The sequence below is a fragment of the Streptomyces sp. NPDC006208 genome (genome assembly GCF_040613775.1).
In the GTDB taxonomy this organism is placed as follows: domain Bacteria; phylum Actinomycetota; class Actinomycetes; order Streptomycetales; family Streptomycetaceae; genus Streptomyces.
On record NZ_JBEXSW010000007.1, the window covers coordinates 124215 to 141842 of the forward strand.

General features: G+C 72.1%; 15 protein-coding genes. 8 read left to right on the forward strand and 7 right to left on the reverse strand.

What is annotated here, in order from left to right; translation table 11 throughout:
• Nucleotides 1–8: 8 nt before the first annotated feature.
• Nucleotides 9–416 carry an RNA-binding S4 domain-containing protein gene (locus tag ABZ208_RS07485; RefSeq protein ID WP_356908597.1) on the forward strand — a complete coding sequence of 136 codons (408 nt, stop codon included), beginning with the start codon at nt 9–11 and terminating at the stop codon, nt 414–416.
• Between the two features lie 184 nt (nt 417–600).
• On the opposite strand, the gene ABZ208_RS07490 is transcribed toward ABZ208_RS07485, so the two are convergent.
• From ABZ208_RS07490 to ABZ208_RS07500, 3 genes are all read right to left on the reverse strand, one after another.
• On the reverse strand, nt 601–2595 hold the full coding sequence (locus tag ABZ208_RS07490; protein ID WP_356908598.1) for an FUSC family protein: 1995 nt from the start codon (nt 2593–2595) through the stop codon (nt 601–603).
• 75 nt (nt 2596–2670) lie between these two features.
• The gene (locus ABZ208_RS07495) at nt 2671–3615 is read right to left on the reverse strand and encodes an NADP-dependent oxidoreductase (protein ID WP_356908599.1); all 945 of its coding nucleotides are present in this window, start codon (nt 3613–3615) and stop codon (nt 2671–2673) included.
• A gap of 96 nt (nt 3616–3711) precedes the next feature.
• Nucleotides 3712–4635 carry an endonuclease/exonuclease/phosphatase family protein gene (locus tag ABZ208_RS07500; protein WP_356908686.1) on the reverse strand — a complete coding sequence of 308 codons (924 nt, stop codon included), beginning with the start codon at nt 4633–4635 and terminating at the stop codon, nt 3712–3714.
• 317 nt (nt 4636–4952) lie between these two features.
• Here ABZ208_RS07500 and ABZ208_RS07505 point away from each other — a divergent pair, with 317 nt between their 5' ends.
• From ABZ208_RS07505 to ABZ208_RS07525, 5 genes are all read left to right on the forward strand, one after another.
• Nucleotides 4953–5336 (forward strand): hypothetical protein, encoded by a 384-nt coding sequence (locus tag ABZ208_RS07505; protein WP_356908600.1) that lies wholly within the window; start codon nt 4953–4955, stop codon nt 5334–5336.
• A 149-nt stretch (nt 5337–5485) separates the two neighbouring features.
• On the forward strand, nt 5486–6052 hold the full coding sequence (locus tag ABZ208_RS07510) for an NAD(P)H-dependent oxidoreductase (RefSeq protein WP_356908601.1): 567 nt from the start codon (nt 5486–5488) through the stop codon (nt 6050–6052).
• Between the two features lie 145 nt (nt 6053–6197).
• Nucleotides 6198–7169 carry an ATP-binding cassette domain-containing protein gene (locus ABZ208_RS07515; protein ID WP_356908602.1) on the forward strand — a complete coding sequence of 324 codons (972 nt, stop codon included), beginning with the start codon at nt 6198–6200 and terminating at the stop codon, nt 7167–7169.
• A complete protein-coding gene (locus ABZ208_RS07520) occupies nt 7166–8023 on the forward strand; it encodes an ABC transporter permease (protein WP_328398604.1) in 858 nt (285 codons plus the stop codon). Before ABZ208_RS07515 ends, ABZ208_RS07520 begins: the two co-directional genes overlap by 4 nt.
• 209 nt (nt 8024–8232) lie before the next feature.
• Nucleotides 8233–9312, forward strand: a complete 1080-nt coding sequence (locus tag ABZ208_RS07525) for a MerR family transcriptional regulator (RefSeq protein ID WP_356908603.1) — start codon at nt 8233–8235, stop codon at nt 9310–9312.
• A gap of 36 nt (nt 9313–9348) precedes the next feature.
• Here ABZ208_RS07525 and ABZ208_RS07530 read toward each other — a convergent pair whose 3' ends face one another.
• The 4 genes from ABZ208_RS07530 to ABZ208_RS07545 all read right to left on the reverse strand — a co-directional run bounded on the left by ABZ208_RS07530 (nt 9349) and on the right by ABZ208_RS07545 (nt 14778).
• Nucleotides 9349–12483 carry an AAA family ATPase gene (locus ABZ208_RS07530; RefSeq protein ID WP_356908604.1) on the reverse strand — a complete coding sequence of 1045 codons (3135 nt, stop codon included), beginning with the start codon at nt 12481–12483 and terminating at the stop codon, nt 9349–9351.
• A 79-nt stretch (nt 12484–12562) separates the two neighbouring features.
• A complete protein-coding gene (locus tag ABZ208_RS07535) occupies nt 12563–13006 on the reverse strand; it encodes a universal stress protein (RefSeq protein ID WP_328398600.1) in 444 nt (147 codons plus the stop codon).
• Between the two features lie 62 nt (nt 13007–13068).
• Nucleotides 13069–13680, reverse strand: a complete 612-nt coding sequence (locus ABZ208_RS07540; protein ID WP_356908605.1) for an FMN reductase — start codon at nt 13678–13680, stop codon at nt 13069–13071.
• 3 nt (nt 13681–13683) lie between these two features.
• A complete protein-coding gene (locus ABZ208_RS07545) occupies nt 13684–14778 on the reverse strand; it encodes an LLM class flavin-dependent oxidoreductase (RefSeq protein WP_356908606.1) in 1095 nt (364 codons plus the stop codon).
• Nucleotides 14779–14974: 196 nt separating this feature from the next.
• Between ABZ208_RS07545 and ABZ208_RS07550 the strand changes: the two genes are divergently transcribed.
• On the forward strand, nt 14975–17008 hold the full coding sequence (locus ABZ208_RS07550) for an NADPH-dependent 2,4-dienoyl-CoA reductase (protein WP_356908607.1): 2034 nt from the start codon (nt 14975–14977) through the stop codon (nt 17006–17008).
• A 42-nt stretch (nt 17009–17050) separates the two neighbouring features.
• Nucleotides 17051–17626 carry a PadR family transcriptional regulator gene (locus tag ABZ208_RS07555; protein ID WP_356908608.1) on the forward strand — a complete coding sequence of 192 codons (576 nt, stop codon included), beginning with the start codon at nt 17051–17053 and terminating at the stop codon, nt 17624–17626.
• Nucleotides 17627–17628 lie beyond the last annotated feature (2 nt).

Sequence of the window (17628 nt, forward strand, 5' to 3'; positions counted from 1 at the left end):
GTCGGGTCATGGCTTCAGAAGGATCGCCCTTGTCGGACGAGGGGTCCGTACGGGTCGACGCATGGATCTGGTCCGTACGGCTCACCAAGACACGCTCGCAGGCGGCAGCCGCCTGCCGCGCGGGCCATGTGCGTGTCAACGGCGAGCGGGTCAAGCCCGCGCAGTCCGTGCGGGCCGGGGACCAGGTGCGGGTGTTCCACGCGGGGCGTGAGCGGCTGGTCGTCGTGTCGAAGATCGTGCGCAAGCGCGTGGGCCCGCCGGTCGCCGTGCAGTGCTACGTGGACAACAGCCCGCCGCCCCCGCCGAAGGAGTTCACGGCACCGGCTGCGGTACGGGACCGGGGCGCGGGCCGCCCGACCAAGCGGGACCGGCGTGAGCTGGAGCGCCTGTACGGCCTGGGCCGGCCCAAGCCGTAGTCCTGCGGGCGGGCGCGCCGATCGAGGCGAAGAACGCTGCCGGTTCGTGCGGCCGCGCATCGGCGTCGGGCACGTCGCGCCCGTCGGCCGTGGCCTTGTTCCATCCCGCCTGTCGGCCTCGCTCGTGCGGCCGGGTTCCGCCAGGGCACCCTGACCACGGGCTCCGGCGCCCTGGCCTCGCAGGTCACGACCGCGGCTCGGGAGAGGCGATCGCCCGGGCCGCCCGTACCTCCTGGCGCAGGGGCTCCAGCACCCCCTCCTCGTCGCCCGGAAGTTCCGCCCTGACCTCGACCAGCACGTCGGACTCCCGCAGGCCCTCCGCCAGCTCGCGCACCTGCCGCTCGATCCCGGCGACCTCCGAGGCGGCCGGCGGCTTCGCCCCGTGGTCGACGCGGACCCGGGCCGCCGTCGTCGCGTCCACGATCCGCTCGGTGGCCACGACCAGCGGCCACCAGGCGGCGGCCCGTGCGCCGGTCGGCGGCGGCTCGGTCAGGGCGCGCTGGAACTCCGACCGTACGGACGACAGATCCCGGTACAGGCGTCTGCGCCTGCGTACCCGCTCCGCCTGGTCATGGGCGTGGCCGTCGCTGCTCCCGGGGGTCCCGAACGCGCACAGCACATAGCTCGCGGTGTCCTCCACGGCCGCCGCCAGCCGGTCGCCGATCCGGGTGTGCCAGCTCTCCGGCCACAGCAGATAGCCCGCCACCAGCGCGATCGCACAGCCGATGAGACTGTCCGCGAGCCGCGGCAGCACCAGATGGAAACCCTGCTGGTTGAGGATGTCGGACAGCATCAGGATCACCGGGGTGATCGCCGCGGTCTGGAAGGCGTACCCCTTCGCCGAGAACGCCGGGATCAGCGCCGCCAGCACCATCATCACCGGTACGTCCCAGCCCCCGCGCGGCACCAGCGCCAGCACGGCCGCGGCGACGAGCAGCCCGGCCGCGGTCCCCAGCGCACGCAGCACCGCGCGGGAGAACACCGAGCCGAAGTCCGGTTTGAGTACGAAGGTGACGGTGAGCGCGACCCAGTACGAACGGGGCACCACCACCAGCGACACCAGCGCCTGCGCGAGGCCGATGCACAGCGCGAGACGCAGCCCGTAGCGCCAGGACGGCTCGGACAGCAGGGCGTCGCGGAACGCACGCCGGGCCCTGATGCGCAGCGACGCCGGCCGGCCGAGCCGGTCGTCCACGTTCGTCAGGTCGTGGTCGGTCTCGTGCACGACCACCGACGCATGGCGCACCGCCGAGTCCACCGCGCGGTCGGCCGGCCCTTCGGGAGGGGGCAGCACCAGCGGGGGAGCCGTACACCGCCCCCGGGCGACGGAGTCCGCCAGCTCCCGCACCGCCGCGGCGATCTCGGGCCGTCGCGAGGCCCGTCCGTAGCGGTGCGCCGCGGCAGCCGCCTCGACCAGGGGGATGACCACATTGAGCTGGGAGAGCAGTTCCACGAGCGGGCCGCGCCGTCCGTGCTCGCGGGCCCGCCGGGCGAGGATCAGGTCGTAGGCGGTGTTGAGGGACTGGGTGACCTCCTGACGCCGCTCGTCGTACGCCACCGTGCCCGCCGCCGCCAGCAGGTCGGCGACGCTGCGGTAGGTCTGGGCGACCGCCGCCTGTTCCGGCGCGCGCCCGCGCCACGGCCAGGCCAGCACGCTCAGGAAGAGCACGAACAGCCCGCCCAGACCGAGCAGCACCGGCGGCCGCCACCATGGACCCGGCAACGCCAGACCCGCCCCCACCACGGCGTTCAGCAGAAGCAGCAGCCCGGACACGGACGCGACCGCGCCGATCGACGAGATCATCCCGGAGACCAGAGCGACCACGGTCAGCACGACGACGGCGGCCCAGCCCTCCCCGTACACCAGCGTGCCGACGGTGACGCCGGCCATGCCGAAGAGCTGGGGGACCGCGATGGTGAGCATCCGCATCCGGTAGGCGACGGCGGTGTCGCTGATCACCCCGGACAGGGCACCCATCGACACCAGCGCCCCGTACTCGGGCCGGCCGACGGCGAGTCCGACGGCGAGCGGGGCGGCGAGTGCGACCGCCGCCCGGCCGACGGCCGCCTTCGGGACGGGCGTGGGCTGCGGGCGCAGGCTGCGCAGCAGCCACTCGGGCGGTGCGAAGCGCGCCGTGCCGCCCCGGTCCGTGCCGCCCTCGCGTTCTCCCATGGTCATCAACAGACCTCGGACAGGCCGTGCGGCGCAACCCGGCCGACGGCATCGGAACCGTGCCCGGAGGCCCGGAGGGGGTCAGAGAGCGAAGACGGTCTTGCCGCGCGCTCCGCCGGCCCGGTTCCGGGCGAGGGCCTCCGGGGCCTTCTCCAGCGGAAGTTCGGCGTCGACCGGTGTCTGCAGCTCGCCGTCGGCCGCCGCGGCGGCAAGCGCCTCCAGCAGCGTGGCAGAGGCGTGCAACTGGAAGCCGGCCGCTTCGACATCGCCCTCGAGCGCCACCGAACCGGCGGCGAACCGGGTCCCGACGGCCAGTCCCCCGGGCCGTGCGAGCTTCGCGTGCGCGGCGAAGGAGGCGGGATCGGCCGAGGCCATGTCGGCCACGGCGTCCACCCCGCCGGGACAGGCGCGGTGTACCGCCGCGGTCAGGTCCTCTGAGGTGGGGTCGACAGTGACGGCCGCCCCGAGCCTGCGCATCCGCAGCTCCTCGTCGCCCCGCACCACCGCCACCACCCGGACCCCGCGGGCCGCGGCGAGCTGGGTGAGGCAGCAGCCGACGCCGCCCGCGGCACCGACGACCAGCAGGCTCTGCCCGCTGCTCACGCCCGCGACGGCGAGCAGCTGGGCCGCGGTCATCCCGGCGGTGGGCAGCATCGCCGCCGTACGCATGTCGACCCCTTCGGGTACATACGTGATGGGCCCGTCCTGCGGCACCGCGACGTACTCGGCGTAGGTGCCGGCGCCGACCGGCGGGCGCGCGGCCTGACCGAAGACCGCGTCGCCGACCCGGAAGCGGTTGTCGCCGGGGCCGACGACATCCACCCTCCCCGCGTAGTCGACCCCCATGACCAGCGGGAACACATGCGGGGCGCGGCCGTCGAGAGCTCCGTCGGCCATCTGCCAGTCGACCGGGTTGAGCGCCGCGTACTCGACCTTCACCACGACCTCGCCCTCGCCGGGCTCGGGCTTGGGGACCTGGATCAGTTCGGGCTCGGCCCGGAACTCCTTGACCGCGACAGCGCGCATCGGGAAACGCCTCCTCACTGACCGCCGGCCACACACGACCCGGGGCCCGGGCAATGAGGTCCCGCGCCCCGTCCCCACTGTGACCCGGCCGGGCCCTCAGCGCACATCGTGCAGTGCGAGCCGGACCAGGACCGAGCGGTGGTCGGTGTTCGGCAGATCCAGGAAGCGCGCGTCGCGCACCGAGAAGTCATCGCTGACGAGCACATGGTCGATCTGCGTGCCGAGCGGCCGGCGCACCGACGCCGGCCAGGTGGGGGTGTGGGCCGCGCCCGCGAGGGTCGCGCTGTCGCGCAGAGCGCCCGCGTCCATTACGCGGCGGAAGGCGGCATGGTCCTGGGTGGCGTTGAAGTCACCGGCGAGAACGGTCGGGGTGCCCTCGGCCGAGGCGGCGAAGCTCCGCAGCCGGCCGAGTTCGCGGCGCCACAGCGACAGGCCTCCGGGAACGGGGGGCAACGGGTGGGCCAGCTGGACATTGATGTCCCGGCCGGCGACGACGGCCACCGAGCCGGGCATCGCGAGCGTGGACGGGACGCCGCGCGCGGGGCGCAGCGGATGCTTGCTGAGGATCGCTGAGCCTGTTGCCCCGCCGCCCTCGACCACATTGCGGTACGGGTAGTCGGAGCGGGAGATCTCCGCCTCGAGCGCCTCGGAGCACCGGTACTCGCATTCCTGCACGAACACGAGGTCGGGCCGCTCCCGGCGGATCGCCGCCACGAGCGCCTCCGTCGCCCCGCCGAACTCGACGTTCGACGTCAGCACTTCGAGCTGCGCGACGACCGGACCGGGCGGGTCGTCGGTCAGCCCGGTGTCGTACGGCCGGACGAACCAGCCGGTGAGGGCGAGTACCGCGGCCGCCCAGGCCATGAGGGTGCGCCGGCGGGCGAGCACGCCGAGCAGCAGGGCGGCGCCGGCGGGCACCAGCATCCAGGGCAGGAAGGCGAGCAGCTGCGGTACGGGAGTGACGGCGTCGGTGTCCGCGAGGCGGCAGGCGATCACCACGGTCGGGACGAGCAGCAGCAGGGCGGCGAACCGGACGGCCGTGCGGCGCCCGGCGGAGGGCGGCGGGGGGCCGTCGCCGTACGGGGCAGGAGGCGGGCCCGCGTCCGCCGGCGCGCCGTTCGTTGCTGCCGTGTCCACACACCCCTCCGAGCCGCAGGACGTTTCCGGCGACGGACGTCTCTTACGACGTCCGTCTGTCGTGAGGACGCCGGTTCCGGGCACTTCGTTGCGGCGAGCCGCGACCCGCGGGGGACGGCGGCTCCCTGACTTGCCCGCGACCGCGCGCGGGTGTGCTCTGAAGGAGGACGGACGAGGACGAGCGGAAGGAGCTCTCCGACATGGCCACACACGCAGCGGTGCCCGCACGGCACCACGGTCACGCGAGCTGGGCGGTGCCCGCCACTCTGGGCGTGAGCTTCGGCATCTACGCCATGGTTCTCAAGCGCTTCGAGGAAGGCGGGTTCTTCAACGGCGCCCAGCTCCTCCTCGGAGTGGTCTGCGCGGTGGTCATGGGCGGGCTGACCTACGGTCTCGGCCGGATCCAGGGCGGACTGCGGCGAGAGGTCAGGGCCGTGGCCTACGGGGCGCTGACCGCGGTGGCGGTCGGCTTCCTGACCAGCCTGTCCGACGGCAGCGTGCTCAGGTCGGCGTGCATCGGCGTGGCGGTCGGGGCGGGAGCCGGCCTCATGACCTTCTACGCCCTCTACGTGCACCAGACATGAACGTGCACCGGACATGAAGGAGTGACGGGCGTCTGTCTCCGGCAGACGTCTCCCTCCGACTCGCGGCCGCCGGATCGGATCTGGCGGCCGCGCGCTGCGGTCTCGCGCCTGCCGGGTGAGGGCCGAAGACCGGTGGAGGGAGGCGCCCCGTGCAGGAGCAGGACCGGGAACAGGAGCTGCCGCCGCTGCGTGTCGCAGTGATCATCGGCAGCACGCGAGAGGGGCGGGCCGGAGAGCAGATCGGACACTGGTTCCTGGAGTGCGCCGAGCGCCGCGCAGACCTGGAGCCCGCGGTGCTCGATCTCGTCGACTTCCACTTCCCGGCCCGCTACCCGCACCGCCCGACGGAGCAGATGCGGGAGTTCAGCGCGCAGGTGGCGCACGCCGACGCCTTCGTCGTCGTGACGCCGGAGTACAACCGCTCGTTCCCCGCCTCCCTCAAACAGGCCATCGACTGTGCGTACGACGAGTGGCACACCAAGCCCGTCGCCTTCGTCAGCTACGGCCATGGGTCGGGCGGTCTGTACGCGGTCGAGCAGCTGCGCTCGGTGTTCACCGAGCTCCACACCGTGACCCTGCGCAACGGGGTCAGCGTGGATCTGCTCGAGGGCAGGCTCGAGGACCGGGACGGCGCGGTGGCGCTGATGCTCGACCAACTGCACTGGTGGGGGCTGGCCCTGCGCGAGGCCCGTGCCGCCCGGCCCTATGTCTGCTGAAGCTCAGCTCACCGGGGCATGCCCGTGTCGCCGATGACTTCCGCGGGCCGCACCGGTCAACTCCGTAGCACCGAGCGAAGACCGCAGATCCACCCAAGACCTGAAGACCTGAAGACCGCCCGAAGACCTTCCGAAGGAACTGACGATGAGTACAGATCTGGCAATCGAGACCACCGGCCTGGTGAAGGTCTTCGGTGACAACCGGGCCGTCGACGGCGTCGATCTGCGCGTACCCGCCGGCACGGTCTACGGCCTGCTCGGTCCGAACGGCGCGGGCAAGACGACCACCGTGCGGATGCTGGCGACGCTGCTGCGCCCGGACGGCGGCGAGGCCCTGGTCTTCGGCAAGGACGTGCAGAAGGACGCCGACGCGGTCCGCAGCCGGGTCAGCCTCACCGGCCAGTACGCCTCGGTCGACGAGGACCTCACCGGTACGGAGAACCTCGTGCTGCTGGGGCGGCTGCTCGGGCACGCCAAGGCGGCGGCGCGGGAGCGTGCCGCGCAGCTGCTGGAGGCGTTCGGGCTGCGGGACGCGGCCGACAAGCAGGTGAAGAACTACTCGGGCGGTATGCGGCGCCGTATCGACATCGCCGCCTCCATCCTGAACACCCCGGATCTGCTGTTCCTGGACGAGCCGACCACCGGGCTCGATCCCCGCAGCCGCAACCAGGTATGGGACATCGTGCGGGCGGTCGTCGCCCAGGGGACGACCGTGCTGCTGACGACGCAGTATCTGGACGAGGCCGACCAGCTCGCCTCCCGAATCGCCGTGATCGACCACGGCAGGGTGATCGCCGAGGGCACCAAGGGTGAGCTGAAGGCGTCGGTCGGGTCCGGCGCCGTGCATCTGCGGCTGCGGGACGCCGCACAGCGGCCGGCCGCCGAGCAGGTGCTGGCGGCGGCACTCGGCGCGGAGGTGCTGCTGGACGCCGACCCGGTCGCGCTGACCGCCCGGGTGAACGGGCACGGCACCGACCGCGGCGCGGCGGAGCAGGCCGCGCACGCACTGGCCGAACTGGCCCGCACCGGAATCACCGTGGACAACTTCGCACTGGGTCAGCCCAGCCTGGACGAGGTCTTCCTCGCCCTGACCGACAAGAAGGGGGAGGCGGCATGAGCACCGCGACCACCACCAAGGACCTGAGCGAACTCGAACTCGAGGCCCCGAGGGCCGAGGAGCTGGCCGCACTGCTGGTCGGCGGGGAGCGACCACCGCGGCCGAGCGCGCTGTCGGCGTCGCTGACGTTCGGGTGGCGGGCCATGCTCAAGATCAAGCATGTGCCGGAGCAGCTCTTCGACGTGACCGCGTTCCCGATCATGATGGTGCTGATGTACACGTACCTCTTCGGAGGGGCGCTGGCCGGCTCGGTCGACGCGTACATCCAGTTCCTGCTGCCGGGCATCCTGGTGATGAGCGTCGTGATGATCACGATGTACACGGGCGTCGCGGTCAACACCGACATCACGAAGGGCGTGTTCGACCGCTTCCGCACGCTGCCGATCTGGCGGCCCGCGCCGATGGTCGGCTATCTCCTCGGCGACGTCGTGCGCTACTTCATCGCCTCCGTCGTGATGCTGACGGTCGGTGTGGTCATCGGCTACCGCCCGGACGGCGGCCTGGTGGGCATCGCGCTCGGGGTGGTGCTGCTGATGCTCTTCTCGTTCTCCTTCTCCTGGATCTGGACGATGTTCGGCCTGCTGCTGCGCACCGAGAAGTCGGTGATGGGCGTCAGCATGATGGTGATCTTCCCGCTGACCTTCCTGAGCAATGTCTTCGTCGACCCGAAGACGATGCCGGGCTGGCTGCAGGCCTTCGTCAACAACAGCCCGGTGACCCATCTGTCCACGGCGGTCCGCGACTTGATGGCGGGCGACTGGCCGGCGGCGGACATCGCCTGGACGCTGGGCTGGTCGGCGGTGCTGGTGGTGGTCTTCGGCTCGGTGACGATGCGGCTCTACAACCGCAAGTGAGAGCAAGGACGGCCGGCTTCTCGTGACGGCCGGCTTTCCGTGACGGCCGGCTTTCCGTGACGGCCGGCTTTTCGTGACGGGCGCCCCGAGGGACCGGGGCGCCCGTTCGCCGTCTACCTTGTTGACCTTCTCCCCGGGGGAAGCCCCAGCATCGGTGGGGCCGGGCGAGGTGCCCGGTACGAGGAAACGCCAGGAAGCGGGGACGGATCATGGGGCTGCTGACCATAGGAGCCTTCGCCCACGCCTCCCGGCTGTCCGCCAAGGCCCTGCGCCGCTACGACGAACTGGGCCTGCTGCCACCGGCCCGTGTCGACCCCTTCACGGGATACCGGTACTACGACGAGACGCAGTTGGAGCGTGCCCGGCTGGTGGCGTGGCTGCGGCGGATCCGGATGCCGCTCGCCCGCATCCGGGAGGTCTGCGACCGCTCCGAGTCGGACCCGGCCGCGGCCGCCCGGGACATCCGGGCGTACTGGGCGCAGGTGGAGGCGGAGACGGCCGCGCGGCGCGATCTGGCGTTGTTCCTCGTGGACCAGCTGTCAGGGAAGGACACCGACACGATGTCGCACCACACCATGGACCTGGGGTTCCGCTATGCCGCCCGCTCGGACCGGGGTCTCGTCCGGGAGACCAACCAGGATGCCGTGTACGCCGGATCCCGGCTGCTTGCGGTCGCCGACGGCTACGGGGGCGATGGCGCACGGGCCGGCACCGCCGCGATCGAGGCCCTCAGGCCGCTGGACGAACCGGGGGACGCGGTGTCGTCGCAGGCCGGGGATCTGCTGAACGCCCTGGAGGACGCCGTCCGCCGCGCCAACACCGCGGTGACGGGCCTGGACGGCTCAGGGACCACACTGACCGCGCTGCTGTGGACGGGTTCCCGGCTGGCGCTGGTGCACATCGGCGACACCCGCGCGCATCTGCTGCGCGGGGGCGAGCTGTTCCGGATCACGCATGACCACACCGTCGTGCAGTCGATGATCGACGAGGGCACGCTGACCGCCGAGGAGGCCGTCTCCCATCCCCGACGGGCGATGCTGCTGCGGGCGCTGGACGGGAACGAGGACCACGCGCGCCCGGATCTGCGGCTGCACGAGGCACGGCCCGGCGACCGCTATCTCCTGTGCTCGGACGGCCTGTTCACCATCGTGCCGGACGCGGCGATCCTGCAGATCCTGAGCACGGTTGCCGATCCGGAGGCGGCGGTCGACGAACTGGTCGCGCTCGCCCACGGCGCGGGCGGTCCCGACAACATCGCCTGCGTCGTGGCCGACGTGGTGCCGCTGTGACCCGGCCGCTGTGCCCCCTCCGCAGGTCGTGACCGTTCACAGCCGCCAGTCGACCGGGCGCGGCGGGCGGTAGGAACAGGTCGCCCCCGTGGCCACGGACTCCCGCAGATGCGCGGCCAGTTCGGGGTGGAGGGCGTCCAGTTTGCGCAGGGTGTCGCGGATGCGGGCGGTGACCGTCTTACGGGCCCGCTCCGCCTCGTCGCCCAGGCGTCGCGTACGGCCGCCGAGTCCCGCGGCCGTACGCAACTCCTCCAGCAGTGCGCTCCGTTCGCGGTCGTGCGCGGCGGCCCGGTCGTCGTCGCCCCGGGCGCCCGCCCGGTCTATCTCGTCGTCCAGCTGCGCGAGCCGCCGGCGGTAGCGGCTCTTGGCCTCCTCGTCGAGGACCGGGTCGCCGCCGAACCGGCGCGCGGCGACCGCGGCCTCGCCGCCCTCGGGGTCGAGCAGCACGACGGCGGGCAGATCGTCGCCGGGGTGGGTGAGCAGCGTGTGCAGATCCCGCAGCCCCTTGGCGTCCGGCATGTGCACGGCCCGGCCGCCGAAGGCGAGAGCCCACACGGCGCCGTTGCGCCGGAACTCCGCCCGGGTGGGGCTCTCCTTGGCTGCGGCGGGTGCGGGCTCGCCGGCTCCGCCGTCCGGCAGCAGATGTGTCAGGCCGAGCTCCTGGGCCTCCTTCGCCGTCCGCGCCACCAGCTTCGCGTCCGCGTCCGGCCCCAGTGCCCCGATCAGCGCGGCCCTGGCGCGGACCGACCAGGGCCGCGCCCGCAGCCGGTCGGCCGATTCGTACGCCGCCGTCAGCGCCGCGACCGCGTCCGCTGTACGCCCCTGGGCCGCGTCCAGCAGACCCAGCCACAGGTCGACGGGACCACTGATGTCGCACCCGAACAGCGAGACGACCCACTGCCCCGCGTACGGCGAGAGCTCCGCACGGGCCGCATCGATGCGGCCCTCGTCGCGCAGTGCGGCCGCGGTCTGCGCCCGCAGCCGCATCCACAGCGGGACGAAGTACTTGGGGAACGGCTCGGCCGCGGCCTCGAGGTCCTCGACCAGCCGCAGCGCTCGTGCCGCGTCGCCCTGCTCGGTCGCCGTGATCCCTTCCAGCAGCCGCGGATAGGGATGGCCCATCTCCTCGAGTCCGTCGACCACCGCGGCCGCCTCGCCGATCCGGCCCCTGAGCAGCTTCAGTGCCCAGTCCATGTGCGCGATCATGAAGGTGAACGCCGGATGCGCGTGGCTGTACTCCTGGACCTCGGCCAGGAGCCGGCCGGCCTCCTCGAAGCGGCCTCCCAGGGCCGCGATCAGGGACTGGTCGACGCTCCTGCCCAGTTCGAACCGGCGCAGGGCCGACCGCTCGGCCAGCGCCACGAAGGTGCGCAGCTGGTTCAGATAGAGCGGGTCGCCGAGCTCCAGCAGGGACACCCAGCGCATCGATGTGGCGAGCAGCTCCATGTCCCGGTTGCCCGTGCGGCGGGCGACTTCGGCCATCTCGTCGGTGAGCGCGAGCCGCTCCGCCGAGGTGCCGAGGCCCCAGATGGAGTCGTGCCGCGCCCACAGGGCGAAGGACAGCGCCTCGTCGTCCTCCGCGTCGCGCGCCAGCGCCGTGCAGCGCACCGCCAGATCCTGGGCGATCCGGTCGGCCGACACCCCTTCCAGATCGGCCGGGTCGCCGCCGATGAGCGCCAGATACGCCGTGTGCAGCAGCTCCCGGGGCCGGTGCCGCCGGTCCTGTGCGTCCTGGTGCTGGTGCAGGGTGATCGCCACACGGGCCAGCAGCTCGGGATCGCCCAGCTCCTCGGCCAGGTCCGCCGCCTGTTCGAAGGCGCGGCGGCTCTCGCCGTCCTCGCCGCCGTGACGCAGTTCGCCGCCCAGGTCGAGGGCGACCAGTGCGGCCCGGCGCGCATCGGGTGCCGCGACCTCCAGGGCGCGCCGGTAGTGGCCGACCGCCTCCTCGGTGGCCAGCCTGCCCGAGGCGTCGCGGGCCGCGGCGAGCAGCAGATCCACTCGGCGGTCGCGCGCCAGCTCCTCGCCCGCCAGGTGTGCGTGCCGGGCGAGATCGGCGGGAAGGACCTTCTCCCGCAGGGCGGGCGAGCTGTCCAGGGCCTGTACGACGCCCGCGTGCCGGCTGCGCGCCTCCTGCTCCTCCAGTGCTTCGTAGAGCGTTTCCCGTACGAGATCGTGGGCGAAGGCGAACCGGCCCCCGGAGCGCCCGGCCACCAGGCGGGCCGCGACCGCCCGTTCCAGCAGCCGGTCCACATGGGGCACGGGCGCGCCGGCCACCGTCGCGAGCACCTGCCGGTGGAACTCCCGGCCCAGCACGGCGGCTGTCACCAGCAGCTCGCTCACCGCCTCGGGCAGCATCGCGAGCCGCCGGCGCACCGCCTCTCGCACGCCCGGCGCGACCGTGGTGACGGGACTGCCGCTGTGCCAGATCCGGGCGGTCTGCTCGACGAAGAAGGGATTGCCGCCGGTGCGGCGGTGCACCTCGTCGACGAGGTCCGGCTCCGGTGCGGCCCCGGCCGTCAGCTCGATCAGGGCCCCGACCTCGTCGCGCTCGAGCCCCGTCAGCGTCACGGTCGTCGTGGCCCGTGCGGCGAGCGGCAGGATCAGCCCCTGCAGCGGGTGGTCGGCCGACTCCACCTCCGCGTCCCGGTAGGTACCGATGAGCAGCAGCCGTTCGAACCAGGCGTGCTGCGCGGCGAATTCGAGGAGCCGGAGCGAGGCCGGGTCCGCCCAGTGCAGGTCGTCCAGCACCACCACCAGCGGCCGCTGCTGCGAGACGGTGACCAGCGCGGTCGTCACCGCGTCGTACACCGGGAAGGCCTCGCCGCCGCTCTCCACCTCGCCGGGGGCCTCCCCGAGCAGCACCGCGAGCCGCCCGGCCGCCGCCCGCTCGGCCTCGGCCCATGCCTCGGCGCCCGCCCCGCGCCGCAGTCCGCGCACCACCTGCACCCACGGCCAGTACCCGGGCGCGCTCTCGGAGTCCCAGCAGGTCCCGCCGAGCACCAGCGCACCCCGCTGCCGTGCGTCGTCGGCCGCGTCGGTGACGAGGGTCGTCTTGCCGATGCCGGCTTCGCCGGTGACCAGCACCAGGCCCCCGTGGCTGTCCGTCGCCCGGCCGATCTCGGCCCGGAGGACGCCTGCGGGGTGGTCACGCCCGATGAGTGCACGGCTCATGCCGAAACCATAGGAGGCGTCACTGACATCGGCCATCAGCATTACCAGGGATCCCGGCCCCCCGGGCCGCACGGGCGGGTCAGTCCGCGGCCCTGCCCCGCACCACGACGACCGGGCACGGCGCGTGCTGGGTGACATGGAGCCCGACGGACCCGAGCAGCGTCGCCTTGAAGCCGCTGTAGCCGCGGTCGCCCACGACCAGCAGCGACGCGCCTTCCGCCCGGTCCATCAGGGCCTGCGCCGCATTGCCGATCATGACCGTCTGGGTGACGGCGGCGGCCGCCTCGGCGCCGAGTTCCTGGGTCAGGGTGTCGTCGAGGATCTTGGCGGACAGGGCTTCGGGGTCGAAGTCGGCCGGGATGGAGGGGACCATCGAGGCCCAGCCCGCCGCCGGGTACTCCCAGCTGATGACGGCTTCGACGGAGTCGCCGGTCAGTCCGGCCTGCCGTACGGCCCAGTGCAGCGCCCGCACGGACGGCGGCGATCCGTCCACGCCGACGACGATCCTGCCTGCGGCTGCCATACCCGCCACCTCCGTAGCCCCACGCGACCCGTGACCCCCTGTTGTTGCAAGCCTACGTAAAACTACGCAAACAAGGCAGCGGTGTCCGTGCCGCGCGCCCGGTCGGCCGGGCGCGCCGCCATCAGCAGGGCCAGCTCGCGCCCCGCTCGCGCGATCCGGTCGGGAAGCGTCTCGGTCAGTGCGTCGCCCGTGCCGCCCCAGTCCTCCGATGCCGCGTACACGGCCGTCGGGGCGATCTGCGCCCGCAGATACGCGAAGAGGGGACGCAGCGCGTGGTCCAGGACCAGCGAATGCCGGGCGGTCCCGCCGGTCGCGGCGATGAGCACGGGCTTGCCGCTGAGCGCGCCGGGCTCGATCAGGTCGAAGAAGGACTTGAACAGCCCGCTGTAGGAGGCGGTGAAGACGGGTGTGACCGCGATGAGTCCATCGGCGCCGGTCACCGCCTCGATCGCCTCGGCCAGGGCGGGCGCGGGGAAGCCGGTGACGAAGTTGTTGGCGATCATCACGGCCAGATCGCGCAGTTCGACGACGCGTACCTGAACGGCCAGGTCGGTGCCGGCCAGCTCACGCCGTACGGACTCGGTGATCCGGTCGCCCAGCAGCCGGGTCGACGAGGGCACGCCCAGCCCGGCGGAGACCACGACCAGGTTCAGCGGTTCGGTGGTGTGCTGCATCTGTTACGACTCCTTCGTCTCTTCGGCCCTCGCGGCCAGTACGGCGGGGTGCAGCGGCGCGGTCTGCGGAACCCCGGCCGGCCGCAGGTTCGCGAACTCCTTGCGCAGGACGGGCACGACCTCTTCGCCCAGCAGGTCGAGCTGTTCCAGCACCGTCTTGAGCGGCAGCCCCGCGTGGTCCATCAGGAACAACTGGCGCTGGTAGTCACCGAAGGTCTCGCGGAAGGTCAGCGTCTTGTCGATGACCTGCTGCGGGGAGCCGACGGTCAGCGGCGTCTGCTCGGTGAAGTCCTCCAGCGACGGCCCGTGTCCGTAGACCGGAGCGTTGTCGAAGTAGGGGCGGAACTCCCGTACCGCGTCCTGCGAGTTCCGGCGCATGAAGACCTGACCTCCGAGGCCGACGATCGCCTGCTCCGGCGTGCCGTGCTCGTGGTGGGCGTAGCGCTCGCGGTAGAGCCTGATCAGCTTCTGGAAGTGCTCCTTGGGCCAGAAGATGTTGTTCGCGAAGAAGCCGTCGCCGTAGTACGCGGCCTGCTCGGCGATCTCCGGGGAGCGGATCGAGCCGTGCCAGACGAACGGCGGGACGCCGTCCAGCGGGCGCGGCGTGGAGGTGAAGCCCTGCAGCGGCGTGCGGAACCGGCCTTCCCAGTCGACCACGTCCTGCCTCCACAGCCTGTGGAGCAGTGCGTAGTTCTCGATGGCGAGCGGGATGCCCTGGCGGATGTCCTGGCCGAACCACGGATAGACCGGTCCGGTGTTGCCCCGCCCCATCATCAGATCGACCCGGCCGTCGGCCAGGTGCTGGAGGTATGCGTAGTCCTCGGCGATCTTCACCGGGTCGTTGGTGGTGATCAGCGTGGTGGAGGTGGACAGGACGATGCGGTCCGTCCGGGCCGCGATGTGCCCGAGAAGGGTGGTCGGTGACGAGGGGACGAACGGCGGGTTGTGGTGCTCGCCGGTCGCGAAGACGTCCAGGCCGACCTCCTCCGCCTTGCGTGCGATGGCGACCGTCCCCTTGATCCGCTCGTGCTCGCTCGGCGTGCGGCCGGTGGTCGGGTCGGTGGTGACGTCGCCGACCGTGAAGATGCCGAACTGCATGGAGCTCACCTCTCGGGTTAGTGGTTGAAGATTGAACTATACCCTCCAACCGTGACCCCGGGGTCGGTATTCCGCCCGCCCGACGGGCGGGCGGAGTGTGCTGTACGCCGCACCGAAATGCTTTTGCACTTTGTTGCATAATCGCGGGGGCGCCGCTAGAACTGAAAGGGACGACACCTGCGTGAGGAGACGCCCGATGAGCGACCTTGGTACGCCGTACCCGCATCTGCTGAGCCCGCTCGACCTCGGGTTCACGACCCTGCCCAACCGGGTCCTGATGGGGTCCATGCACATCGGCCTCGAAGAGGCCGAGCGCGGCTTCGAGCGTATGGCGGCGTTCTACGCCGAGCGCGCCCGCGGCGGCGTGGCCCTCATCGTCACCGGCGGCATCTCCCCGAACGACCGCGGCCGCCCCTACGAGGGCGGGGCCAAGCTCACCACCGAGGAAGAGGCCGCGAAGCACCGGATCGTCACCGACGCCGTGCACGCCGAGGGCGGCCGGATCGCCATGCAGATCCTGCACTTCGGGCGGTACGCGTACCACGCCGATCTGGTCGCCCCGAGCGCGATCCAGGCCCCCATCAGCCCGTTCGTCCCGCACGCCCTGACCGACGACGAGGTCGAGGAGACCATCGACGACTTCGTCCGCGCGGCGCGCCTCGCCAAGTCCGCCGGATACGACGGTGTCGAGGTGATGGGCTCCGAGGGCTACTTCATCAACGAGTTCATCGCGAGCGCCACCAACCGGCGCACCGACCGCTGGGGCGGCTCGTACGAGAACCGCATCCGGCTTCCGCTGGAGATCATCCGCCGTATCCGGGCCGAGGTCGGCGAGGAGTTCATCCTCATCTACCGCCTCTCCATGCTGGACCTGGTACCCGGTGGCTCCTCGCTCGACGAGGTGATCACCCTCGCCAAGGAGATCGAGGCGGCCGGAGCGACGATCATCAACACCGGCATCGGCTGGCACGAGGCCCGTATCCCCACCATCGCCACCTCCGTTCCGCGCGGCGCCTTCAGCTGGGTGACCAAGAAGCTGATGGGCGCGGTGTCCGTCCCGCTGATCACCAGCAACCGCATCAACACCCCCGAGGTCGCCGAGCAGCTGCTCGCCGACGGGCGTGCCGACATGGTGTCGCTGGCCCGGCCCTTCCTCGCCGACCCTCAGTTCGTCGCCAAGGCCGGGGCCGGCCGCGCCGACACCATCAACACCTGCATCGGCTGCAACCAGGCCTGCCTCGACCACACCTTCAGCGGCAAGCTCACCTCCTGCCTGGTCAACCCGCGTGCCTGCCACGAGACCGAACTCGTCCTCTCCCCGACCAGGCTCCGCAAGCGCATCGCCGTCGTCGGCGCCGGACCGGCCGGGCTCGCCTGCGCCGTCTCCGCAGCCGAGCGCGGCCACGACGTGACCCTGTTCGACGCCGCGGACGAGATCGGCGGCCAGCTCAACATCGCCAAGCGGATCCCGGGCAAGGAGGAGTTCAACGAGACACTGCGCTACTTCCGCACCCAGCTCGACCTGCACGGCGTCCAGCTGCGACTCGGCACCCGGGTCGAGGCCGGCGACCTGTCCGCGGCCGACTACGACGAGGTGGTCGTCGCCACCGGCGTCAGCCCCCGGACCCCCGAGATCGAGGGCGTCGACCACAGCAGCGTGCTCAGCTACCTCGATGTGCTGCGCGACGGGGCACCGGTCGGCGAGCGCGTCGCCGTCATCGGCGCGGGCGGCATCGGCTTCGACGTGGCCGAGTTCCTCACCGACGCGGGCGAGGGCGCGAGCCTGGACCCCGAGACGTACTTCCGCCAGTGGGGCGTCGACACCGAGTACGCAGCCCCCGGCGGACTGACCCGGCCGGAGCGCTCCGCCCCGCCGCGGTCCGTGCACCTGCTGCAGCGCAAGACCAGCAAGGTCGGCGCGGGCCTCGGCAAGACCACGGGCTGGATCCACCGCACCGAGCTCAAGCACCGCGGCGTCACCATGACCGCGGGAGCGACGTACGAGCGGATCGACGACGAGGGCCTGCACGTGACCGTCGACGGCACCACCTCCGTGCTCCCCGTCGACACGGTGGTCCTGTGCACCGGCCAGGAGCCGCAGCGCTCGCTGTACGAGGAGCTGTCCGCGGCCGGCCGCTCGGTGCACCTGATCGGCGGCGCCGACGTGGCTGCCGAGCTGGACGCCAAGCGGGCCATCGACCAGGGCACGCGGCTGGCCGCGGCGCTGTGACCCCGCGTCCGGGCACGAGCCCGCGTCCATAGGATGCGGGCCATGTCCCTCCCGCATGCGATCCTCACGGCCCTGCTCGAAAAGCCCTCGTCGGGCCTGGAGCTGACCCGCCGTTTCGACAGGTCGATCGGCTACTTCTGGTCGGCCACCCATCAGCAGATCTACCGGGAGCTGGGCAAACTCGAGCAGGCAGGGCACATCCGTGCCCTGCCCTCCGCTCAGCCGACCCGCGGGCAGAAGAAGGAGTACGAGGTGCTGCCCGCGGGCCGCGCGGAGCTGGCCGCGTGGGTGGGGCGGCCGGAGGACCCGAGGCCGGGCCGCGATCCGCTGCTGCTGCGTCTGCGCGCGGCGGCGGTGGCGGGCGGCGTGGGTCTGGAGGAGGAACTCGTACGCCATCTGGAGCTGCACAGTGCCCAGTTGGCCGAGTACGAGGCGATCGAGAAGCGCGACTTCCCGCCCGAGCGCCGGGTGACCAGACAGGACCGGCTGCGGCATGTGGTGCTGCGGGGCGGGATCGAACTGGAGACGTTCTGGACGAAGTGGCTGACGGACACGCTGAAGGAGCTGTCCGTATCCCCTGACAGGCCCCACCGGGATGCGGCACCTGACGCCCCGTGAGA